This window comes from Halomonas sp. BC04 (assembly GCF_000568385.1).
The window spans coordinates 1-21,589 of sequence record NZ_AZQX01000154.1 but is presented as its reverse complement, the minus strand read 5'-3'; the positions used below and the strand labels follow the sequence as shown (position 1 = coordinate 21,589).

At 63.3% G+C, this 21,589-nt stretch carries 18 protein-coding genes and 2 pseudogenes; 9 read left to right on the top strand and 11 right to left on the bottom strand.

Features of this window, described 5'->3' with window-relative positions; genetic code table 11:
- From hrpA to Q427_RS10995, 5 genes and pseudogenes are all read left to right on the top strand, one after another.
- Positions 1-2,413: pseudogene (gene hrpA / locus Q427_RS11015) on the top strand (ATP-dependent RNA helicase HrpA); the annotation flags it as partial.
- Between the two features lie 104 nt (positions 2,414-2,517).
- Positions 2,518-3,639 (top strand): beta-ketoacyl-ACP synthase III, encoded by a 1,122-nt coding sequence (locus Q427_RS11010; protein WP_043513802.1) that lies wholly within the window; start codon positions 2,518-2,520, stop codon positions 3,637-3,639.
- Positions 3,640-3,678: 39 nt separating this feature from the next.
- Positions 3,679-4,458 carry an MlaA family lipoprotein gene (locus Q427_RS11005; protein ID WP_043513800.1) on the top strand — a complete coding sequence of 260 codons (780 nt, stop codon included), beginning with the start codon at positions 3,679-3,681 and terminating at the stop codon, positions 4,456-4,458.
- A gap of 10 nt (positions 4,459-4,468) precedes the next feature.
- Positions 4,469-5,671, top strand: coding sequence for a PP2C family protein-serine/threonine phosphatase (locus tag Q427_RS11000; RefSeq protein ID WP_043513798.1), 1,203 nt, complete (start codon positions 4,469-4,471; stop codon positions 5,669-5,671).
- Positions 5,661-6,170 (top strand): STAS domain-containing protein, encoded by a 510-nt coding sequence (locus Q427_RS10995; RefSeq protein WP_043513795.1) that lies wholly within the window; start codon positions 5,661-5,663, stop codon positions 6,168-6,170. The genes Q427_RS11000 and Q427_RS10995 overlap by 11 nt, the downstream gene beginning before the upstream one ends.
- A 148-nt stretch (positions 6,171-6,318) precedes the next feature.
- Here Q427_RS10995 and tal read toward each other — a convergent pair whose 3' ends face one another.
- Complete coding sequence (gene tal / locus Q427_RS10990) at positions 6,319-7,260, bottom strand: transaldolase (protein WP_043513793.1); 942 nt, start codon at positions 7,258-7,260, stop codon at positions 6,319-6,321.
- Positions 7,261-7,403: 143 nt separating this feature from the next.
- Here tal and Q427_RS10985 point away from each other — a divergent pair.
- The 3 genes and pseudogenes from Q427_RS10985 to Q427_RS10975 all read left to right on the top strand — a co-directional run bounded on the left by Q427_RS10985 (position 7,404) and on the right by Q427_RS10975 (position 9,772).
- Positions 7,404-8,587: pseudogene (locus Q427_RS10985) on the top strand (multidrug effflux MFS transporter).
- Positions 8,580-9,314, top strand: a complete 735-nt coding sequence (locus Q427_RS10980) for a sulfite exporter TauE/SafE family protein (protein WP_043513792.1) — start codon at positions 8,580-8,582, stop codon at positions 9,312-9,314. The pseudogene Q427_RS10985 and the gene Q427_RS10980 overlap by 8 nt, the downstream one beginning before the upstream one ends.
- Positions 9,315-9,421: 107 nt before the next feature.
- Positions 9,422-9,772 carry a metalloregulator ArsR/SmtB family transcription factor gene (locus tag Q427_RS10975; RefSeq protein ID WP_043513811.1) on the top strand — a complete coding sequence of 117 codons (351 nt, stop codon included), beginning with the start codon at positions 9,422-9,424 and terminating at the stop codon, positions 9,770-9,772.
- A 411-nt stretch (positions 9,773-10,183) separates the two neighbouring features.
- Here the strand turns inward: Q427_RS10975 and Q427_RS10970 are convergent, their stop codons facing one another.
- The 6 genes from Q427_RS10970 to Q427_RS10945 form a co-directional block, all read right to left on the bottom strand.
- Positions 10,184-10,672, bottom strand: a complete 489-nt coding sequence (locus Q427_RS10970) for an FKBP-type peptidyl-prolyl cis-trans isomerase (RefSeq protein ID WP_051496297.1) — start codon at positions 10,670-10,672, stop codon at positions 10,184-10,186.
- 23 nt (positions 10,673-10,695) lie between these two features.
- Positions 10,696-11,691, bottom strand: a complete 996-nt coding sequence (locus tag Q427_RS10965; protein ID WP_043513790.1) for a molecular chaperone TorD family protein — start codon at positions 11,689-11,691, stop codon at positions 10,696-10,698.
- Positions 11,688-12,986: an NrfD/PsrC family molybdoenzyme membrane anchor subunit gene (gene nrfD, locus Q427_RS10960; protein ID WP_081785949.1), complete on the bottom strand. Its 1,299-nt coding sequence runs from the start codon at positions 12,984-12,986 to the stop codon at positions 11,688-11,690. The genes Q427_RS10965 and nrfD overlap by 4 nt, the downstream gene beginning before the upstream one ends.
- Entirely contained in the window at positions 12,983-13,744 is a 762-nt protein-coding gene (locus Q427_RS10955; RefSeq protein WP_197030599.1) for a 4Fe-4S dicluster domain-containing protein, read from the bottom strand. The genes nrfD and Q427_RS10955 overlap by 4 nt, the downstream gene beginning before the upstream one ends.
- A 34-nt stretch (positions 13,745-13,778) precedes the next feature.
- Positions 13,779-16,265 carry a molybdopterin-dependent oxidoreductase gene (locus Q427_RS10950; protein ID WP_043513786.1) on the bottom strand — a complete coding sequence of 829 codons (2,487 nt, stop codon included), beginning with the start codon at positions 16,263-16,265 and terminating at the stop codon, positions 13,779-13,781.
- A gap of 100 nt (positions 16,266-16,365) precedes the next feature.
- A complete protein-coding gene (locus tag Q427_RS10945; protein ID WP_155833535.1) occupies positions 16,366-17,451 on the bottom strand; it encodes an ATP-binding protein in 1,086 nt (361 codons plus the stop codon).
- A gap of 223 nt (positions 17,452-17,674) precedes the next feature.
- Here Q427_RS10945 and Q427_RS10940 point away from each other — a divergent pair, with 223 nt between their 5' ends.
- Positions 17,675-18,124 (top strand): hypothetical protein, encoded by a 450-nt coding sequence (locus tag Q427_RS10940; protein ID WP_043513780.1) that lies wholly within the window; start codon positions 17,675-17,677, stop codon positions 18,122-18,124.
- Positions 18,125-18,153: 29 nt separating this feature from the next.
- On the opposite strand, the gene Q427_RS10935 is transcribed toward Q427_RS10940, so the two are convergent.
- From Q427_RS10935 to Q427_RS10920, 4 genes are all read right to left on the bottom strand, one after another.
- On the bottom strand, positions 18,154-18,387 hold the full coding sequence (locus Q427_RS10935; RefSeq protein ID WP_043513778.1) for a thioredoxin family protein: 234 nt from the start codon (positions 18,385-18,387) through the stop codon (positions 18,154-18,156).
- A gap of 72 nt (positions 18,388-18,459) precedes the next feature.
- A complete protein-coding gene (locus tag Q427_RS10930; RefSeq protein ID WP_051496296.1) occupies positions 18,460-19,809 on the bottom strand; it encodes a permease in 1,350 nt (449 codons plus the stop codon).
- 148 nt (positions 19,810-19,957) lie between these two features.
- The gene (locus Q427_RS10925) at positions 19,958-21,142 is read right to left on the bottom strand and encodes a thiolase family protein (RefSeq protein ID WP_043513776.1); all 1,185 of its coding nucleotides are present in this window, start codon (positions 21,140-21,142) and stop codon (positions 19,958-19,960) included.
- Positions 21,143-21,260: 118 nt separating this feature from the next.
- Positions 21,261-21,515 carry a universal stress protein gene (locus tag Q427_RS10920; protein ID WP_081785947.1) on the bottom strand — a complete coding sequence of 85 codons (255 nt, stop codon included), beginning with the start codon at positions 21,513-21,515 and terminating at the stop codon, positions 21,261-21,263.
- Between the last annotated feature and the right edge of the window lie 74 nt (positions 21,516-21,589).

The window sequence follows — 21,589 nt, the reverse complement described above, 5'->3', positions numbered from 1 at the left end:
CGCGAGGTGCTGGTGGTGGTCTCGGCGCTGGCGGTGCAGGACCCCCGGGACCGGCCGGCGGAAAAACGAGAGGCCGCCGATCAGGCGCATCGACGCTGGCAGGATCCTGATTCCGATTTCGTCGCGCTGCTCAATCTCTGGCATGGCTTCGAGGCCGCGCGTGACGAGTTCTCCGGCAACCGGCTGCGGCGCTGGTGCAAGGAGCACTACCTGAATTACCTGCGCCTGCGTGAATGGCATGACACCTTTCGCCAGCTGCGCCAGTTGCTGCGCGAGATGGAGATCGAGGTCCCTCCTCCCACGCGGACGACGAATGAGGCCGAAGACGAGCAGGCCAGGGAGCGGGCATATCGCGAGAGCGCCGTGCAGCTGCACAAGGCGCTGCTTCCCGGGCTGCTGTCCCACCTGGGCCTGCTCACCGAGAACCGTGAATACCTGGGCGCGCGCAACCGCAAGTTCGTCATCCACCGGGATCGGGACTGGCCAGGAAATCGCCCAAGTGGTTGATGGCCTTCGAGCTGGTGGAGACGTCGAAGCTGTTTGCCCGCACGGTAGCCAGGATCGAACCGCAGTGGATAGAGCCCCTGGCCGGTCACCTGGTCAAGCGCACCTACAGCGACCCCCACTGGGAAATGAAGCGTGCCCAGGTGGTGGCCAATGAGCAGGTGACCCTGTTCGGGTTGCCCATCGTCTCGGGTCGCAAGGTCCACTATGGTCCCATCGCCCCCGGCGAGGCACGGGAGCTGTTCCTGCGTCGCGCCCTGGTGGAAGGTGAATTCCGTACCCGGGGGGCCTTCTTCGACCACAACCGCGCATTGGTCGAAGAGGTCGAGGGACTCGAGGATCGCGCCCGAAAGCGTGATATTCTGGTCGATGAAGAAACGCTGTTCGCTTTCTACGATGCCCGCATTCCCGCCGAGATACACAACGGCAAGGGGTTCGAGCATTGGCGGCGCAAGGTCGAGCGTGACGATCCCGACATTCTCAAGTTCGACCGTGATGCTCTGCTGGCCCGTGACGCTGAAGAGATCACCCAGGCGCACTACCCAGATGAACTGGTATTGAATGGAGTACGCTACCCTCTGAGCTATCGTTTCGAGCCGGGCGCGCCCGATGATGGCGTAACCCTGACGGTGCCGGCAGCCATGTTGCCCCAACTGCCCCTGGCACGCCTGGAGTGGCTGGTGCCGGGGCTGCTGCGCGAGAAATGCATAGCGCTGCTGAAGTCGCTGCCCAAGTCGCTACGTCGCCAGGTGGTGCCGATTCCCGACTGGGTGGATGCTGCGCTCGAGGCACTGGCGCCCGACGACATTCCGCTAACCGAGGCTCTGGGCGAGTTCCTGCGCCGCAAGACCGGGGTGCGGGTCCACCCGGACGATTGGCGTACGGAGCAGCTCGAGCCGCACTTGGTCATGAACCTGAAAGTCGTCGACCATGAGGGGAGGACACTGGGAGAGGGGCGAGATGCCCGAGCCTGGAGCGTCGCTTCGAGGCGGCTGCCGGGGAGGGGGCCAGAGCCCTGGCTGCGGAAGCCAGTGCGGCTCACGCCGTCACGGAGCTCCCCAGGGAGCCGTTGCCCGAATCCCGCGTGACCACCCAGGCCGGGATACGGGTCGAGGCCTATCCCGCCCTGGTGCCCGATGGCGATGCCTTCCGCATCGAACTCTTCGATCACCCGGGCAAGGCCGAGCGGGCTCACCGTCTTGGCGTGGCGAGGCTGGCCATGGCAAGGCTCCCGGACCAGGTCAAGGCCATCGAACGTCTGCCGGGGCTCAACACCTGTGCGCTGCTGTTTGCCAAGGTGGGTAGCAAGCGACAGCTCAACGAGGATGTGGTGGAAGCCGTATTCACCCAGGTGTTGACCACGTCGCCCCTGCCGCGCTCCCAGGATGAGCTGGCGACTCGAATCAGCCGCAGTTCCGCTGAGCTCCTGCCCCACGCCGAAGCCCTGGTCGCTACCCTGCAGGCCGGCCTCGAAGGGCACCTGGCAGTGACCAAGGCGTTGAAGGGCAATCTCAGCTTGGCCCAGGCCCTGGTTTACAGTGATATCAAGGCGCAGATGCAGCGCCTGGTGCATCCGGGGTTCGTGGGAGAGGCCGGCGAGTGGCTCTTTGAATACCCACGCTACATGGAGGCGGCATTGATCCGGCTGGAGAAGGCGCCTCGGGAGCGCATGCGCGACCAGATGCACATGCAGATGGTGCAGGACCTCGAGGCGCGCCTTGCGGCACGGCGCGAGAGTCAACGGCGTGGGGGGCACGAGGAACCGGCTCTGGTCGAATTCGGCTGGTGGATCGAGGAGCTGCGGGTCTCCCTGTTCGCCCAGCAGCTCGGCACCCGGATGCCGGTATCCACCAAGCGCCTGGAGCGGCGCTGGGCAGAATTGACTGGGTCAAGGCCGGCCGGCGGCTGACGTGAAGAGGAGCCAGGCAGCGGGGCTCCAGGACGATGGGGCATCGGCGAAGCCGGTGTCCGGTACAGCATACGTGGCCAGGTGGCCGCATGAGGGAGAACACCATGACAGACGTCGTGATCACCGGCACTGGGTTATTCACGCCGGAGCACGCCATCGACAACGATGCCCTGGTGGCGTCGTTCAACCGCTGGGTCGACGCGGAAAATGGCCGCAACGCAGCCGCTATCGAGGCCGGCGAACGGGAGCCGCTGGCTCACTCCAGCAGCGAATTCATCGTCAAGGCCTCCGGTATACATAGCCGCTATGTGATGGATGCCGAGGGCATTCTCGATATCGAGCGTATGCGCCCGCACCTGCCTGAACGCGCCAACGACGAGCCATCGATTCAGTGTGAGATGGGGCTGGCGGCTGCACGGCAGGCCCTGGCAGCCGCGGGTGTTGAAGCCGGCGACATTGGACTGGTTATCGTCGCCTGCTCCAACCTGGAGCGACCCTATCCGGCCGTGGCGGTGGAGCTGCAAGCGGCGCTGGGTGCTGCCGGCTGTGCCTTCGATATGAACGTGGCCTGCTCTTCGGCCACGTTCGCTATCGACATGGCCACCAATGCCATACGGTCCGGAAACGTGAAGCGAGCGCTGGTAGTCAGCCCCGAGATCTGCTCGGCGCACCTCAACTTCCGTGATCGTGACAGCCACTTCATCTTTGGCGATGCCTGTACCGCCGTGGTGCTGGAAGACGCGGAGCTGGCCACCGCCGAGGTGCGCTTCGAGGTCCTCGGCACGCGCCTGGTGACACGCTTCTCGAATGCCATCCGCAACAATGCCGGCTTCCTCAATCGGGTCACCGACAGTGATCCTCAGGCGGTCGACAAACTTTTCGTGCAGGAAGGGCGGCGCGTGTTCAAGGAGGTCTGTCCCATGGTAGCGGCCCTGATCACTGACCATCTGGCTAGCCTCGAGCTCTCCGGAAACGATCTTTCCCGCCTGTGGCTGCACCAGGCCAACCACCACATGAATGACCTGATCGCGCGCCGGGTGCTGGGCCATGACCCCGACGCCATCCAGGCCCCGATCATTCTTGATCGCTATGCCAATACCAGTTCGGCAGGCTCGATCATCGCCTTTCATCTGCACCATGGGGATCTGTCCCCGGGCGCACTGGGGGTGGTCTGCTCCTTTGGAGCCGGGTACAGTGCCGGCTGCGTTGTGGTGCGTCGCCAATGATGCGGCCACTTCGGTTATCCATGAAGGGAGACTCTCGCGATGGCGAATAAGCGGACCGGCTCCGTCACACGGCCCTTGGTCGCCTTGATGACAATGGTCATGCTGGCCGGCTGTGCCAGCAACATACCGATCGAGGATCGCCATCCGGATGATCCCTGGGAGGGGTTCAATCGCCAGGTGTTCGCCTTCAACGACGCACTGGATCGTGCCGTTCTCAAGCCGGTTTCTCGGGGCTACCGCACCGTGACGCCCCAGCCTGTTCAGACCGGGGTGGGCAATTTCTTTTCCAATCTCGGTGAGATCCGTACCGCGCTGAATAGTCTGCTGCAGGGCAAGCCTGGCAATGCCGGCATCGCCACCTCGCGGTTCCTGATCAACACTACCGTCGGTATCGGCGGCCTATGGGATTTTGCGACCCATATGGAAATAACCGGGCGCGACGAGGATTTCGGCCAGACACTGGGGGTATGGGGGTGGGGCGAGTCGCGCTACCTGGTGCTGCCTCTGCTGGGACCGAGTACCGTGCGAGACACTGCCGGGCTGCCGCTTGACACCTATACTTATCCTCTCACTTATGTAGAAGATGACAAGGTACGCTACGGGTTGACCGCCTTGCGGGTTGTGGACATGCGCGCAGGGCTGCTCGATCAGGAAGAGCTGATACATGGTGACCGCTACGTCTTCATTCGCGATGCCTACCTGCAGCGACGGCGTTTCGAGGTCAGCGACGGAGAGCTGGGCGACGACCCCTTTGCCAGCGATGACTACGACTTCGATTTCGACGATGCGGACTTCGACGATTCTGATTTCGCCGATTGAGGCCTGATCCATGGATGCACCCAAGCCGTTGATTGGCGTACTCGATGAGCCCGGTGAGTATCGTGATTCACTGGCCGACACCATTGCCCGCGATGGCTTGGCGGTGCTTGCCGCCGAGCGACTCGAGGACCTTCCCGCCGAGACGGCGCTGGTCGTTGCCCATGCGCGGGCGGTGCCGAGCCTGGCCTGGGCGAGCCTGACCGAACGTCTACCGACGGTGGTGGTAAGCGACTCGCGCCTCGATGCCGACCTGTTGACGGCAGTGGACGTCGGTCTGGTGGACTATGTCGTCGAGCCCATGCGGCATGGGCAATTGCTGCGGCGAATGATTCGCAAGGCCATCGAGTTGCGCCGGCTGGAGGAGGAAAGAAACCTCGATCGCGAGCGCCTGGCCCAGTTGAACGAGCATCTGGAGGAGCTCAACGAGAGCCTGGAGACCCACCTGGCCCTGTTACGCCTGGACCAGCAGGCAGGCGGTCAGATCCAGCGCAAGCTGCTGCCTCCCCACCCCCAGACGCTGGGAGGCATCACCTGCGATTACTGGCTGGTGCCATCGCTCTACCTGTCGGGCGATTTTCTCGACTTTCAGCGCTTCGATGACCGCTACACGCTATTCTATTTCGCCGATGTGTCGGGCCATGGCGCTTCCTCGGCATTCGTCACGGTCCTGCTAAAGTACCTGTGTAACCGCTGGCTGAATGAGTGGGATGGAACGCAGCCGGACCATCTGCCGTCACACTGGCTGACGGCGCTCAATCGGGAGCTGCTGGATACCGGGATCGGCAAGCATGCGACACTGTTTGTCGGCGTGATAGACCATGTCGATCATTGGCTCTACTACTCGCTGGGGGCGCAGCTGCCGAAGCCGCTGCTGGTGGCTGATGGCACCGCCGTCGAATTGCCCGGTGAGGGAATGCCGGTCGGCTTGTTTCCCAATGTGGAGTATCCACGTTTGAGGTATAGGTTACCGGCGAACTTCACGTTATGGTTGTGCTCAGATGGAATTCTGGAATGCCTGCCGGGCGAGACGCTCGACATGAGGCTCAGGGAGCTGGAGCAACGTATCGTAACCTGTACTACGTTGGAACGACTTCGAGACAGCTTGGCCCTGAACCCTTCCGGCGATATCGATGCCGATGAGAATCACAGTGGCGAAGAGCTGCCCGATGACCTGACGATCATGATGTTGAGCGGATTTGGCGATGATCATTAATGAGGGCCGCGTAAAGGCAGCGTTCGACTCAGGTGTCTTCGTACTCAAGCTTTGCGGTGATGTGCGACTCACCCTGTGCGCCACGCTGGACACCCAGGCTCAGCAACTGGCGGAGACGCCTGGCCTCGAGACGCTGATCATCGATCTGCGCGAGGCAACCAATGTGGATTCCACTGCCTTGGGGTTCCTGGCCAAGGTGGCCATGGCGGTCAAGGATCGGATCAAGTACAAGCCCACCATCGTGGTGCACAATCCCGATGTGCAGCGCATGCTCGAGGTCATGGGCTTTTCCCAGTTCTTCAGCATGATGGAGACGCCCATCACCGAGTCCTGCGCTTTGTGCGAACTCCCCGAGGTGCCGGCCGACATGGAGGAAACCCGGCAGCGTATTCTCGAGGCACACCGCATCCTGATGCGCATGAACGAGCACAACCGCGAGGAATTCCAGCCACTCGTAGAGATGCTGGAAGCCCAGGAAGCCTCTTCGAAACAGCCCTGAGCCTCAGGCTACTGTTGCCCGCATCCGGGCTGACGTATCCCGCCAAGACGACCCACGCCCTGGCGGATGTGCTCAGGCTCTTCCCGCTACTTTCACGACGCCTGTTTCAACGCCGCTTTCTCAGCACGGTTTTCTCAGCCTCGTTTTCTCAACCCTGTTTTCTCAATTCCGCCAGCAGCGCCTCCAGCTTGCGCTGGTCGGCGGTGAACTTGCGAATCCCCTCCGCCAGCTTCTCGGTGGCCATGGCATCCTCATTGAGGGACCAGCGAAATTCGGCTTCATCCTGGGGTTCCGGGGCCGAGGTTTCGGCATCCATCGGCACCAGGCGACGTTCGAGGCGACCCTGGGTTTCCGCCAGTTCGCCAAGCAACGTCGGTGAGATGGTCAGCCGGTCGCAGCCTGCCAGCGCCTGGATCTCGCCCATGTTGCGAAAGCTCGCGCCCATGACGATGGTGCGGTAGCCATGCCCCTTGTAGTGTTCGTAGATCCGCTTGACGGATTTCACCCCGGGGTCGTTGTCACCGCTGAAGTCGCCATCCGGCCACTCTGCCTTGTGCCAGTCAAGTATGCGCCCAACGAAAGGCGAGACCAGCGTAACGCCGGCATCGGCACAGGCGAGTGCCTGGGTGAAGCTGAAGAGCAGGGTCAGGTTGGTGCGGATGCCTTCCCGCTCCAGCTGACGGGCGGCGCGAATGCCTTCCCAGGTGGCCGCGACCTTGATCAGGATCCGCTCCGGAGGTATGCCGTGGCGGTCATAGCGCTCGATCAGGGAGCGGGCGCGCGCCAATGTCGCGTCGGTATCGAAGGAGAGCCTGGCGCTGACCTCGGTCGAGACATAGCCGGGGACCAGCGCACTGATCTCACTGCCGATCTCCACAGCCACGGCATCCAGGGCATCATCGATATCGGTGCTGTGGCAGGCGATCTCCGCCATGCGGGCGCGTCGATTTTCCTGCTGTGCCGCCTGGAGAATCAGCGACGGGTTGGTCGTGGCGTCCTGCGGTGAGAAACGGCGGATCGTGTCGATATCGCCGGTATCGGCAACCACGGTACTCATCTGTTTGAGTTGTGAAAGCAGGTCCTCTGCCATTTGTGCTAGCTCCTGGGGTTGAGTATCCGGTCACTTTAGCAAGCGACCCGGAGTGGTAACAGGGTGATGCACGACAGGCGAGCCGACTTGGTCTATCATTAGCAGCCTACCAATGTGCGGACATCAACCGACAGGGAGCTGTCTTGACTCTCAATCCTCGCCGCGTGGCACTGCTGGTGGCGGCCAATACGGCGCTGGCGCCTTTTGCCATCGATGCCTACCTGCCCGCGATGTCAGCGCTTGCTGACAGCATAGGGGCCAGCATTCATCACACAGAGCTGTCGATCAGTGTCTTCCTGGCCGGCTTTGCCATCGGCCAGCTGCTTTTCGGGCCGCTTTCCGATCGGGTGGGGCGCAAGCCTGTCCTGCTGGGAGGGCTGGTGCTGTTCCTGCTGGCCAGCCTGGCTATCACCACCATTGGAACGCTGCCCGAGCTGCTTGCCTGGCGTTTCGTCCAGGCGCTGGGAGGGGGTGCCTGCGTGGTCAATTCAGCCGCGATAGTCCGCGACTGTTTCAGCGGCCGCGAGGCGGCGAGCGTGATGTCCACCATGGTCATGATCATGATGCTGGCACCGCTGGTGGCACCGGTGGTGGGGAGTGGACTGCTCTATCTCGCCGACTGGTGGCTGATCTTTGTCTTCCTGGCCGTGTATGCGGCCTTCCTGCTGTGGCTGATGAGCACCCGGTTACCCGAGACCCGGGACCCTGGCCAGCCCGTCGCATCCTTTCGCCAGGTACTGGCCAACTACGCCAGTGTCCTGCGCCATCGCGAGGCCATGGGCTACATCTGCGCCGTGGCAGCCTCCTTCGGCGGCCTGTTTGCCTTCATCACGGCATCGCCTATATCTACCTGGAGTATTTTGGCCTGTCGCCGGCCATGTACCCTGTGGTGTTCGGCGCCAATGTGCTGGTGATCGCGCTCTCCAATCGGGTGAACATTCATCTGCTGGTTCGTCGCTCGCCCCAGCAGAACCTGCATCTCGGCCTCAGCATCCAGTTGATCGCTGCCCTGGGGCTGGCACTGGCGGCGGCCCTGGGGGTTGCCTCGCTTCCCGTCGTCGTCCTGCTGGTTATGGTCTATGCCGGGATGATCGGCCTGATCACGCCCAACGCCATGTCGGCACTGCTCGATCACTTCGGCCATATGAGCGCCACGGCGACGGCCATGATGGGCGGGATCAAGTTCGGTTCCGCCGCACTGGCCGGTGTCATGGTCGGTATCTTCGAGATCGAGAGCCTGTGGCCCATGGTGTTGACCATGCTGCTGGCATCGCTGATCGGCAACCTGGGGTTGCGTCGGCTTGGGGGAACGCCGGCCCATGCTTGAGCCGCTGCAGTCATGGTTCGATCTGGAACTCACGGTCTGGCTGGGTTGTGCGCTGGTACTGTTGCTGGGGGCCTTCGTGCAACGTGCCACCGGTTTCGGCCTGGCGGTGGTAGGGGCACCGCTGCTATTGATGCTGGAGCCGCGCCTGGTGCCGGTCATCCTGGTGCTGTTCGGCTTCATGGTATCGCTCATGATGGTCAGGCAGTATCGGCATGAGATCCGTATCAGCGAGATCGGCATGGCGTTGGTGGGGCGGTTGCCCGGCAATGGGCTGGGCCTTTGGCTGCTGCTGACGGCCCCCATGGTCGTGCTCGAGAAGTTGATCGCCGCCAGCGTGCTGTTTGCCGTGGCAGTAACCCTGTTCCGGTTTCGCTTGCCGGTCAATTCGGCAAGCCTGTTCGGGGCCGGGGTATTGTCGGGTGTCTTCGGCACTGTGGCCGCCATCGGCGGGCCTCCCATGGTGCTCCTGTGGCACGGGCTCTCCCCGGATCGGTTGCGTGGCAATCTGGCGGCTTTCTTCATCATCACGTCCCTGCTGACCTTGGCGACGTTGGCACTCGCCGGCCAGGTTCGGCTATGGCATCTGGCGTTGGCGTTGACATTTCTGCCGGCGGTATTCGCCGGCAATGCCCTGGCGGATCGCATCGCCCATCGCCTCGATCGCCGTCTGCTTCAGGGGGCGTCGCTGTCGCTCTGTACCCTGGCCGCGCTCGGCTTGCTGATCTGATCGACCAGTGGCCAGAGCGCGAGACACGGCAAGTGCCCGCTTGGACTGACGCCATGGTCAGGGTGCGGTAGACTTGATGGTGAACTAGAAACCGGGAATGCGTCTTGATCTCTCTGGAACCCAACAGATTATTCAAATGCCTGGGTGATGAAACCCGGCTGCTGCTGACCCTGCTGATACTGCAGGAGGGTGAGCTGTGTGTCTGCGAAATGACCCACGTGCTGGAAGAGTCGCAGCCAAAGGTGTCGCGCCACCTGGCTCAGCTGCGTGCCTGTGGTGTGCTCAACGACCGCCGTGATGGCCAGTGGGTCTACTACGGCTTGAAGTCGGAGCTCCCGGCCTGGGCGGTGAAGTCGCTTGAGGCCGCGGCACAGGGCGAGGTGGAACGCCTGCGGCTTCTGCAGCAGCGCCTTGCCTCCATGGGCAACCGCCCGGAGCGACGCCTGGCCATGTGTTGACCTGTACTTTGGTGGAGAGGGCTGCTGTAGGAGCGCTGGTTCCCATCGCGACTGGCGCCGCAGGCGCTTGGCGGAGACGGCAACGTCAGTGGTGAATGCCAACGCTGGTAACACTGCCGGGAGGCCTTCGGCCTCCAGTCGTGAGCTGAAGCTTCCTCCTACAGCGCGGTAGTCGCCGACCTTGTTGGAGCGCTCGGTTCGGCGCCCCGACTTTGTGTCGCGACTGGCGCCGTCAGGCGCCTTGGCGGAGGCCGCAACGTTGGAGATGGTCGTGAATGTTGGCAACACCGCCGGGAGGTCTTCGGCCTCCAGTCGTGAGCTGAAGCTACTCCAACAGCGGTGTGGCACTGTCGGTGGAAAAATCAGCTGTTGGAGCGCTCGGTTCGGCGCCCAGACTTTGCGTAATGAGGCTCAGTTATCGAGTTCCACCCAGCGTATGGGTTGGTGTTCGATATTCCCATGGTCCGTTGTGGAGCCTGTCTGGACGGAGAGGATCTCCAACTGCCAGGTCACGGTCTTGCCGGCGAGGGGGTGGTTGCCATCCAGCATGGCGCCATTATCGGTCAGGGCTACCACCCTCAGTGAGAACCGACCGCGCTGGCCGCCTGGGGTCAACGTCATGCCGACCTTGATAGGGCGGCCGGGGGGCAGGTTGTCACGCACCGCCTCGAACACCAGCTCTGGTCGGTAAGGGCCGTAAGCCTGCTCAGGCGTCAGGGTCACCGTGATCCGATCACCCACCCGCTTGCCGAGCAGGGCTTGCTCCAGTGCCGGTAGCATCTGGCCGCTACCGTGGACATAGCTTAGCGGGCTCCCTGGCGGGGAAGCGGCGATCAACTGGCCGTCCTCTTCGGTCAAGGTGTAAGCGGCACTGACCTCACTCAAGGCGTGTATCTGCATGCTATGGCTCCCGTGCCTTTCCTTCATGAACCCTGCCTGTACGACACGTCAGCGCCCTTGTGCCCGTCCTCCAGTGGCTTTGGCCCGGCCCTCGAAGTATCCACTTCACTGCAGTCCGCACAGAGCATCAGGTGATCGGCAGTGAGTCCGGCTTGCTCCAGGCGCTGCTGCATTTCACTCAGGATTGCACCCGGTATGAACGCCGCACCGCAACGGCCACAGGACTGAGGGGCAGAGACGACAGCGGCATTCCCGTATTCATTGCCATCATCACTCGCTCGTTTGGCAACCGTTCCCTTGTCGCCATGTGGAGTATGGAAAGGGGACCCTTCCGCAGCATGCCGGTCGATCACTGGTTGCAGCCAAGCTAGCTCTTGCTGAAGCTGACGTTGGGTCAATTCCACCAGAAGCCGCCAGAGTCGCTGTTCGGGTCTCGCTTCATCGGCACATTCAACAATCTTCTGATGCAGTCCTTTCACGGCGGGGAGTGTGTAGTCCCGGGTCATGATGTAAAGATCCTGAAGTCGGGAAAGCCGTTCCGGCAGGGGCTCTTCGCCCATTTCGGTGCCGGCTTCACCTTGTGCTTCCAGAATCTGGCTCATGACCCAGGCATACCATTGCAGGTTAAGGGCGAGATGATCAGGCAAGTCGTGGAAGTCATCCCGTTTCGCCAGTTGATGACGGAAATAGAAGGCTTCGATCATACGGCTCCCTTGACCTGCCGCGGAACCGTCCAGATAGGCCCCCAGATTGAGCGGGGCGGGCGCAGGTGGCATCAGGAAAAGCTTGCTGTAGCCCACCAGCAGTTGCTGGGATGTGTGAATGCCCGTGAGCGCCTGGCCGAACTCATGTAGCCAGGTGTCGGACACGGCCGGCAGGCGAGTGGAGAGCTCCTGGAGGTCGGGCAGCAGCCCCCGGTGAAGGTCGTCCAGGGTTACCTGGGTGACCGGTGTGAGGAATGCCTTCGACAGACAAAGGTAAAGCTCGGCCGGGGCCATCAAGTCGGTGTCCTGGATCATGGCAACTCCATGAACAGGGCCTGCCCCCTGGGCAGGCCGGTTGATCGAATCGTCATTGTCAGGTTGCCGCTGCCTCGCCCGCGCCAGACGGTTGATCCTTGATTGGCTGGGGTTCGGCGGGTGCTGATCACTGAACTGCCTTGCATGTCGCCCAGGTTGAAGAATTTCTCGCCCAGAAGGTAAAGCACGAAGAACAGCGACCAGCCGGCAATGGTCAGTGCCCACTCGGTTGCGGAGGGGGTGTAGCTCAGCAGATTGGGCTCCCAGGTACCCCTGAAGAGGGGGACGACCTGCCCGCCGACCACGAAGTAGAAGCGTTCGGCAAACAGCCCCAGGAATACCAGACCCGAGACCAGCACCTGAATGTCCATGCGATTGCGCAGCGTGGTGCTCAGCATCAGCACGAAGGGCAGCAGGAGGCCAAGCAGCAGTGCCGCGTTGTACCAGGGCGATGCAAACAGGTATTCGCTCCAGACCAGGCTGATTTCCGGGTTGTTGGTGTACAGGCCGGTGATGGCGCGTGCGGCGATGAACAGCAAGGTGCCGCCGATCAGTGCCGCAAACAGCTTGGGCAGTGCCCCGGTCAGCAATGCCTGAAGGGCCTGGGGCATGCGCTCACGCTTGAATCCATAGGCCAGGTAGACGAAGAACACCAGGGCGGCGACGCCACTGGTGATGCCTGTAAAGTAGAAGTAGATCGGCAGCAGGGCATCGAACCAGAACGGACGCATGCTCATCATGCCGAAGATCAGCGCCAGGTTGCCGCTGGCCAGCAGGACACCGATGAAGGAGGCGATTCCCACCTGCTTGCTGGTCTTGCTGTCCCACTCCCCTCCCTGCAACTTGCTGAACTTCCATAGAATGAACAACAGGTCCAGGGCATAGAACACGCCCATCCAGAACATGGCCGACTGCACCTGCAGGTTGAGCGGGATGGCCCACAGCATGCGGAACACGTTGCCCAGCTCCAGCGCCAGAACCGCCATGCCGGAAATCAGTACGATGAAGGCGAGGAAGATGCAGCGCTTGGCGATGGGATAATACTGCTTGAAACCGAATACCAGCGGCAGCGAGGCGATCAGCCCCAGTCCTGACGATGCCAATGCGAAATAGAGGTAAGTGGCAATCGGCTGTCCCCAGGGCAGGGTGGAGCTGGTGTTGAAGGAGGTGTGGCCGGTATTGGCCAACTGCGTTACACCGAAACCCAGGCTCGCCAGAAGTACGATGGCGGCAGCGACCAGGAGGGCCGATCCCAGCTTGCCCTGAAGCGCATTAGGTGAAGTGGAAGTCCTCATGCGTCATCCCCCCTGTCTGCTGGTGTAAAGGCCGGTACACTCGCTCCGGCGCCAAGATAGTAGACCTGCGGCCGGTTGCCGGTATGGTCCTTGAGTCGCACGCCATGCTTGTCGCCGATCAGCTGGTTGACCTGGCTCTCGGGATTGTCCAGGTCGCCGAAGTAGCGCGCCTTGGGGGCGCAGGTGCGCACACAGGCGGGCACGTACTCCTTCACGGCGGGATTGTCCTCGTCGAGGTCGGCCACGCCTTCCGGTGCATGCTTTACCTTGTGGTAGCAGAAGGTGCATTTCGATACGACGCCCTTGGGCTGAATGCCGATGCCACGGCTCCAGTCCTCTTCCGGGTTCTGGTAGGGCGGACTCCACAGTTGGCCGTTCTCGCTCGGGTAGGCCTCGCGGATGTCCGGTTCGATCAGCGGCTTTTCGTCGGAATAGAAGCGCACACCATAGGGGCAGGCTATCATGCAGTACTTGCAGCCGATGCACTTGTTCCAGTCGACGAAGACGATGCCACCGGCATCCGGGTCCTTGTAGGTGGCCCGGGTCGGGCAGACATGCACGCAGGAGGGGTTCTCGCACTGCATGCAGGGCCGCGGCAGCCATTTCATCTGGGCGCTGGGATACTCGCCCTCGTGGTAGAAGAGCACGTCCTGCCAGCTCTCCCCCGGCAGGGTGTTGTTTTCCATGGAGCAAGCCGTGGTACAGGCCTGGCAGCCCGTGCACTTGTCCAGGTCGATGACCATTCCCCATTTTGCCATGGTGATGACTCCTCAAGAATTCGGTGACCGTGGATCAGGCGCGCTCGAGTCTGACCTTGCCGGTGTAGTAGCTGGCGAGGCCCGAGATCGGGTCGGACACATTGGCCGTCACTTCGCCGGAGTGTCCCGGACCGCGCCCCTTGGCCCAGCGCCCCTGGGCCCAGTGGCCGAACTCGAAGGGCAGCACCAACGTGTCCGGGCGGTGGGCGGCCACGAAGCGGCATTCGGCCTCGATGCTGCCCACGTCGGAGGTGATCCTCACCCGGTCGCCGTTGCGGATGCCTCGCTCCCGGGCGGTACGCGGATGCACCTCCAGGTAGACGGTGTCGCGGCCGCCGACGATGGGTTGGTGGATGGCGATGTTGTGCGGAACGTTGGCGCCGCGGCCCTCGGCGTGCAGCGGGGTCTTGGGGGTGACGAAGTAGAGGTCGCCGTCGCCGCCGCTGTGCTGCGGCTCTACCCACTGGATCAGGCCTGCGCGCTCGCGAGGAATACCCATTTCCGTCTCGATGTAGTCGGCGTTGGCCTCCAGGAACCCGGACTTGAACTCGAACTTGCCGGAGGGTGTCCTGAGCAGCTTGGCCTTCACCTCCTCGGGACTCATCTGCAGGGTGTAGTCGAGGCCGTCCCACTCATAGAAGCGTCCGCGCTCCAGCCGCCAGTGATAGGGCTTCTTGTACCAGACGCCCTTCTCCTTCCAGCTCTCGAAGTCGTTCACACCGTTGTCGCCGGGGTTGTCGGCGAAGCCGGCGGCACGATGGCGCAGCACATTCTCGACGCTGTCGAGTTCCCGGTAGTATTCGCCCGCCGGGCCATCGAGCCGCTTGCCGATGCCGATCAAGATGTCGCCGAAGTGGCGGGTGTCGTAGATCGGCTCCACCGCCGGCACCCTCAGGGCGGTCATCGGCCAGCCCTCGAAGGGGTAGGTGGGCGAGTCCTGCAGCCGCTCCAGGTAGGTCGAATCCGGCAGGATCAGGTCGGCATACATGGCGGTCTCGCCGGGGAACGGCGAGGTGTCGATGACGAAGACATCCTTGAAGGCTTCTTCCCATACCTTGGGATCCGGCGCGGTCCATATCGGGTTGGTGTAGAAGAACATGGCGGTGTCGAGCTTGTAGGGGTCGCCCGCGAGATGGTTGGGTCCGGTCTCCTGCATCATATGACTGGTCATGGGCCAGCGTTCGGTACGTGCCATGTCGATGCGGGGCTGGTCCTTCCAGGCGCCGTTGCGGGCATAGTCGTCGAGGTAGTCATCGGCGTTGACCGGCAGGTCGCCGTAGGGCACACCCATCTGGTAGCCGAGGCCGCCCTTGGCGAACAGCGAGCCCACCAGGGCATTGAGGGCATGAATGGCCATGCCGTTGTAGGTGCCGTTGGTGTGGCCGGTGGGGCCGCGCTCGAACAGTGCCACGGCGGGGCGGGTCGAGCCGAACTCCATGGCGGTCTGGCGGATGTGCCGGGCGGGGATACTGGTGACCGCCTCGGCCCACTCCGGCGTGCGATCCTTGAGCTCCTGGTTCCACCACTTGGTCAGACCGTGGACCCAGTTCTCCTCGAAGGAATCCTCGGGAATCGCCTCGCCGCTGACGAAACGGCGCGAGGCCTGGTAGAAGTCGCCGACGAACTCCTTGTCCCATAGCCCCTCGGTGAGGATCACATGGGCCACCGCCAGGGCGAAGGCGCCGTCGGTGCCGGGCTTGATGTATAGCGCCCGGTCGGCGGCCGCCATGGTGGGGTTCATGCGCACGTCGACGCAGGTGACGCGGGTCTTGGGGCTCTTGCTGCGCATGTGCCCCCACATCTGCATCACGTTGTTGTAGGGGCGGAAGGCCTCGAGGAAGCTCGCCCCCATGATCAGCAGGTAGTTGGTGTTGCGGTAGTCGTAGGAATTGTAGGAGTCGTTGCCGTCGGTAGCGCGCTTGGCCCGCTTGGAGCCCTCGGCGCACATGGAGGCATGGCCGATGGCGGAATTGGGTGTGCCGTAGAGTTTTCCGAAGTCGCCGTAGAGGCCGGCATCCGACGCCCCCCAACCACGGCCGTAGAAGTGCGCGAAGCGATGAGACTCGCCACGCTCGCGGAGCCCGTTGAGACGCTCGGCGACAGTATCCAGCGCTTCGTCCCAACTGATCGGGACGAAGCCGGGATCCTCGTCGCGCCCCTTGTTGGGATTGGTGCGTTTCATGGGGCTCTTGAAACGGTCCGGATCGTAGAGGAAATAGGTGCCCAGGTGCCCCTTGGGACACAGCTTGCCGTTGGCAATGGGGTTGCCGGTGTCGCCGTAGATGGCATGCACCCGGCCATCGGTGGTGTAGACGTCGATACCGCAGCGAGCGGGGCACTGGGCACAGATGTTCTTGGTGACCACGGTTTCACCGCGAGGCGTCTGGGCGCGAGCTTCACTGGCAGAGGTCAGCCCGGTCAGGCCAGTGATCCCGGCCGTCACAGCGCCAGCCGAGGCGCCAACCGCAGCCGACGATTGCAGGAATCGCCGTCGGTTGATGAGTGTCTGAAACAGTTTCATAGGATCTCCCCTCACGGTTCGCGTCTTGTTCTATAGGATCCGTCGGTAGAACGGCTCCGGTGGTCCCACTCTGTCTTGATGATCAATTCTCCTGGCCCTGTCAGTGGAACAGGCTGCGAAAGCTATCCTGAAGCAGCTCCTTTTCCCTCCGGCAGGCTGGACATTCCGTTGTGGCATCCTCGCCAGCGCTATCCATGCATGCGAAATCGCGTTGGCAGCTCATGCAGCGAGTCGTCGCCTGTTGGCGCAATGTCCAGGGCAGCGCTCTTGGACCGGCGACGAGCGTAAGTGCCTTTTCCGGACACGCTGTAATGCAGTGGCCGCAGTCGAGGCAGGCCAGCGGATCGAATGCCAACTCTCCGGCCTCATTTACCTGCAGTGCGGTCGTTGGGCAGACCCGTGCACAGACGCCATGTGCCTGGCAAAGCTGCTGATCCAGCACGAGGTTGGGCAGGTTCAGTTGGGTACCGGGATCGATGTCTTGAGCCGCGGTTGCCAGTCGCTGGTTTCTGCGGGCTTCGGGATAGGCATGCCGAGCAGGTATCTCAGGCTGGCTCGATGGGGTATCCCCCAGCAAAAAGCGGCGCCGGCTCAGCGTAGCCGTGCTGGCGCTGGCAAACGGCAGGGCTTCGGTGAAGACGACGGTGGCCAGTGCCTGGGCCTGGGGCAGCCAGGAGTCTTCGTGTGAGGGCGCTGCGACACAAGAGGCACAACTCTCAGGCAGGAGTAGTGTCAGCTCGGCAGGAGTCGCCGAGGCCTTCAACTCCCAGAGCCTGTCAGGCCCCAAGGAACGCAGGCAGTGCAGCGTGTGAGGTGAGGAAAGATCGCTGCTGACCCGGTGACATCTCAGCACCACCTTGCCGTCACTCCCACCCGATGCGATATCCTGAGCCAGACTGTCAACGTCCTGGCTGATCAGCGCTTCCGTGGGGCAGGCCGCAACGCACTGCGCGCAGCCGTGGCAGGCATCACTGGCCAGCAGGCGCAAGCTTGACCCCTGCGCTGTTTCCTCTTCCACGAAGCCAAGGGCGTCAGCCGGGCATGCCGCCTGGCATCGGTTGCAGTCGAGAGGGTGCGGGGGAGGTTGAAGACAGCGCGTGGCCACCCAGCCGATCCCGGATAGAGTAGGGCGTTGTAGTGGAGCAGCCCGATTGTGTTCTGTAGAGCAGTGCTCTCGTTTTTGCATATACACGGCCAATGTTCATTGTTATGGTTATATACGTATTTGCATATCCATAATTGGCAGGCTTGCAGATAGTGTTTGGCTTCGCAAGCTGACTTAGTCGAAAGTGTAAGGGCTAAGCGATGCATCTTTGTCCAGCGTCAATTTCGGGGCGTAATTGGGCCTTGGCCAACATGGCCGGCATCCAGCAATACGCCCCGTCAGCAGCTCAAGAGGGAGCGCTTCGATGTCGGTACTGGTGGAAGCGACGGCGGTGATCATCCGCGCGGCGGCGGTTGGGCAGCGGATCCCGGGCGGATGGGATGCCCTGGGCGCTAGCCTGCCCGAGCAGGGAGTCTGCTCCGATGATGAGCTGGTGAGCATCAGCCTGTTCGACCCGGCCGAGGTCCGGGGCCTGGTGAATCGACTGGTGGCGCTGGGGTTGCGTTTCGACTGGGAGGGAAATTTCGAGGACATCGCCTTCGCCGACCAGAAACGCGGCCTGATCACACCCTGCGACTGGGTGATTTTCGAAACCGTTGGCATCGGCATCGGTGGTACGCCGCCCAGCGTGGCGATCTGCCGCTTGGCCGGCAGCCACAGCCATGAGCTGCGCGTGCCCGACGGCTGGCGCTACCAGGGTTCGCTCAGCGAGGCGTTCGGGGCAGAGGGCAACGGCCCGGCCCCGTCACCCTGACGCAAGCCGGACCAGGCCACCGTCTCGGATCAGGCCTTGAGCAACTTCTCGAGTTCCTCGCTGCTGGCCACCTTGCCTTCGACGAGGATTTCGCCGTTGACGCCCAGGGCCGGGGTGCGTAGCACACCGGCGTCGACGATGTCGTTGATATCGGTGACCTTCTCGATCTCGCAACCGATGCCGAGGGCGCGGGTGGCACTCTCGGCATTGGCGGCGAGCTGTTGGCACTTCTTGCAGCCGCTGCCGTAGATCTTTAGTTTCATGCCATCACTCCTTGCGGGTTGGGGGTAGGCCACGCGACGAGTTCTCGTGGCCCTGTTTCTCAGGGTCTGCGATCAGGGCCAGAACTGACCGTAGAGGTAGCCGGTCACGGTCGACATCACTACCACCAGCGTGCAGTAGACCATGGTCTTCCGGGTGCCCATGATGGTGCGGATCACCAGCATGTTGGGCAGTGACAGCGCTGGTCCCGCCAGCAGCAGCGCCAGCGCTGGACCCTTGCCCATGCCGTTGCCGATCAGGCCCTGGACGATGGGGACTTCGGTGAGGGTGGAGAAGTACATGAATCCGCCCAGCAGTGAGGCCAGGAAGGTGGAGCGAAAGCCGTTGTCGCCCACCGCCAGCACCACCCACTCGGAAGGGATCAGCCCCTCCTCGCCGGGGCGGCCCAGCAGCAGCCCGGCCACGAACACCCCAACCAGCAGCAGCGGCATGATCTGCTTGGTGAAGTCCCAGCTCTGCTCGGCCCACTCGCGGTCGTCATCGCGCAGGGTGGCGATCAGCATCAGACCAATGATGCCCACGGCGAAGGCCAGCTCCGGCACATCCGGCACCAGCAGGGCGGCCAGGGTCACGGCACCGGCCAGCACCGCCACCTGGTGCAGCGGCCAGCCCCAGCGGCGGATCAGCAGTAGAGCGAAGAACCCGGAGAGAACGGCTGTGATATGCCACTTGAGGGTGTGAATGGCCATCCAGGTCGGGCTGTCGGCGGCGGCCCAGTTGGCGAACACCAGAATGCCCACCATCAGCCCGAAGAAGACGGCGATCTGGCCGAGGGGGCGGGAGAGTTCGCCCGAAAAGCCGCGGGCGTTGGCGACGGCGCGAGCCTGCTCTTCACGGCGATAGAGCAGATGCATGATCACCCCGATCACCACGGCGAAGACGATGGCGCCGATGGCCCGGGCCAGTCCCAGCTCCAGCCCCAGCACCTTGGCGGTGACCACGATGGCCATGATGTTGATGGCTGGCCCCGAGTAGAGGAATGCCACTGCCGGCCCCAGGCCCGCCCCACGCCGGTAGATGCCGCCGAACAGCGGCAACACGGTGCAGGAGCAGACCGCCAGCAGGGTGCCGGAGATTGATGCCATACCGAAGGCCACCGGCTTGGGGGCGTTGGGTCCCAGGTAGCGCATCACCGCGCCCTCGCTCAGGTAGGCGGCCATGGCGCCGGCGATCAGGAAGGCCGGCAGCAGGCAGAGGATCACGTGCTCCTGGGCATACCACTGTGTCAGGCGGATACCCTCCAACACCGCATTGTCGAAGCGGGTAGTTCCGGCGGGCAGGAAGTAGATCAGCAGGAAGACCCCCACCACGGCACCGAGCCAGCGAACCTGCTCGGGATTCTCCCTGGCGAGGCCGATCAGGCGGCCGGAGAAGGAGGAGGGGGCGGGTTTGGATTCCGGCATGCAACGCCTCGCGGGAGACTGGAGGAGGGGTTGTCGATAAGAATATATGCTTATTCATATATAATCCATCCCGATCCGCCGAGAACTTGATGCCCCTCAAGTTCCCGGCAGAGTGGGGTGAAGCGGGTGAAGGATGGTCGCTATAGGCTTAGAGCATTTCCAACGCCAGGGCGATGCCTTGTCCGCCACCGATGCACAGGGTGACGATGCCGCGGCGTTCCCCGCTGCGTTGCATGGCGTGTAGTAGCCGGGTGGTGAGTACGGCCCCGGTGGCGCCAATGGGGTGGCCATGGGCGATGGCGCCGCCTTCCACGTTGACGATCTCTTGCGGCAGGCCGAGCTCACGCTGGCAGGCCAGGGCGATGGCGGCGAAGGCCTCGTTGATCTCGACCCTGTCCAGATCACCCACCGACCAGCCCGCCCGCTCGAGGGCCTGCTTGACTGCCGGGACCGGGCCGATGCCGAAGTAGTCCGGCTCCACGGCGCCGACGCCGAAGGCCACCAGTCGGGCCATGGGGGTGAGGCCCTGCTTTTCGGCCCAGTCGCGCTCGGCGACCATCATCGCCGCCGCGCCGCTGTTGAGCCCAGGGGCATTGCCGGCGGTGATGCTGCCCTCCTTGCGAAAGGCCGGCTTGAGCCTGGCCAGGGACTCAGCAGTGGTGTCGCCACGGTTGTGCTCGTCACGAGCGAATGTCGTGGTGCCCTTGCGGCTGGTGAGCTCGACGCCGGCGATCTCGGCATCGAAGTGGCCGGCCTCCTGGGCCTTCGAGAAATTCAGCTGGGAGCGCAGCGCCCAGGCGTCCTGGTCGTCGCGGGAGATGCTGTAGCGGCTGACCAGGTCCTCGGTGTGCCAGCCGGCGTGCTTGCCGCTGAAGGCGTCGTTGAGACCGTCGAAGAGCATGGTGTCGTGCATGGTCACATCGCCCATGCGGGCCCCCCAGCGGCCCTGGGGCAGCACATAGGGTGCACGGTCCATGTTCTCCATGCCGCCGGCGATGGCACAGTCGGCCATGCCGCTCCAGATCTCAAGAGCGGCGTTGATCACGGCCTGAGCGCCGGAGCCGCAGACTCGGTTGATGGTGAGCGCGGGTACCTCCACCGGCAGACCGCCGCCGATGCCGGCCTGGCGGGCGGAGTTCATGCGGCAGCCCGCCTGGATGACATGGCCCATTACCAGTGACTGCACCTTATCGGCAGAGAGGCCGGAACGGGCGAGCGTCTCCTGAATGACGCGGGCTCCAAGGTCAGCGGCGGGGGTGTCCTTGAGGCTGCCGCCATAGGTGCCGATGGCGGTGCGCACGGGGTGGCAGATGACGACGTCGCGAGATGACATGGGCATTCTCCGGGTGTCGGGATTTCAGGCGACCGGGGTGGTCGACCATTCCTACACCTCAGCTATAGCACGAGGTTGGCAGTCTGGCCCTGACAGACATCAAATCTCTCCAGAGCCGTCATGGCTTGCCGGGCACCATCAGGACCGGGCAGTGGGCGTCCCGGGCGATCGCCTCGGCGGTGCTGCCCAGCAGGAACTCCTGGATGCGGTTGCGCCCGCGCTTGCCGATCACGATCAGGTCGGCCTGCTCGCGCATGGCCTCCTTGACGATGGCACGCCGCGGGTCGCCATCCAGCACGCGGGTCTCGAGACCTGGATTCCTCCGGCGATGCTGTCCAGGTGATGCTGGGCATCGGCGACCTCGCGGTCGCAGCCTCGGAGGCGCAGGTGACGGTGAGCGCCAGGCGGCGCCGGAAGCGCGGGGCGAGTTGCTCGGTCAGCGCCTCG

What these genes read in the sequence shown, in the direction of transcription:
- Q427_RS10995 (WP_043513795.1), top strand. Translation starts at nt 5,661, where the DNA reads ATGATCATTAATGAGGGCCGCGTAAAGGCAGCGTTCGACTCAGGTGTC.
- Q427_RS10955 (WP_197030599.1), bottom strand. Translation starts at nt 13,744, where the DNA reads ATGGCAAAATGGGGAATGGTCATCGACCTGGACAAGTGCACGGGCTGC.
- Q427_RS10930 (WP_051496296.1), bottom strand. Translation starts at nt 19,809, where the DNA reads ATGCCGGAATCCAAACCCGCCCCCTCCTCCTTCTCCGGCCGCCTGATC.
- Q427_RS10965 (WP_043513790.1), bottom strand. Translation starts at nt 11,691, where the DNA reads ATGATCCAGGACACCGACTTGATGGCCCCGGCCGAGCTTTACCTTTGT.
- Q427_RS10980 (WP_043513792.1), top strand. Translation starts at nt 8,580, where the DNA reads ATGCTTGAGCCGCTGCAGTCATGGTTCGATCTGGAACTCACGGTCTGG.
- Q427_RS10940 (WP_043513780.1), top strand. Translation starts at nt 17,675, where the DNA reads ATGTCGGTACTGGTGGAAGCGACGGCGGTGATCATCCGCGCGGCGGCG.
- tal (WP_043513793.1), bottom strand. Translation starts at nt 7,260, where the DNA reads ATGGCAGAGGACCTGCTTTCACAACTCAAACAGATGAGTACCGTGGTT.
- Q427_RS10925 (WP_043513776.1), bottom strand. Translation starts at nt 21,142, where the DNA reads ATGTCATCTCGCGACGTCGTCATCTGCCACCCCGTGCGCACCGCCATC.
- Q427_RS10945 (WP_155833535.1), bottom strand. Translation starts at nt 17,451, where the DNA reads ATGCAAAAACGAGAGCACTGCTCTACAGAACACAATCGGGCTGCTCCA.
- Q427_RS11000 (WP_043513798.1), top strand. Translation starts at nt 4,469, where the DNA reads ATGGATGCACCCAAGCCGTTGATTGGCGTACTCGATGAGCCCGGTGAG.
- Q427_RS10950 (WP_043513786.1), bottom strand. Translation starts at nt 16,265, where the DNA reads ATGAAACTGTTTCAGACACTCATCAACCGACGGCGATTCCTGCAATCG.
- nrfD (WP_081785949.1), bottom strand. Translation starts at nt 12,986, where the DNA reads ATGAGGACTTCCACTTCACCTAATGCGCTTCAGGGCAAGCTGGGATCG.
- Q427_RS10935 (WP_043513778.1), bottom strand. Translation starts at nt 18,387, where the DNA reads ATGAAACTAAAGATCTACGGCAGCGGCTGCAAGAAGTGCCAACAGCTC.
- Q427_RS11005 (WP_043513800.1), top strand. Translation starts at nt 3,679, where the DNA reads ATGGCGAATAAGCGGACCGGCTCCGTCACACGGCCCTTGGTCGCCTTG.
- Q427_RS11010 (WP_043513802.1), top strand. Translation starts at nt 2,518, where the DNA reads ATGACAGACGTCGTGATCACCGGCACTGGGTTATTCACGCCGGAGCAC.
- Q427_RS10970 (WP_051496297.1), bottom strand. Translation starts at nt 10,672, where the DNA reads ATGCAGATACACGCCTTGAGTGAGGTCAGTGCCGCTTACACCTTGACC.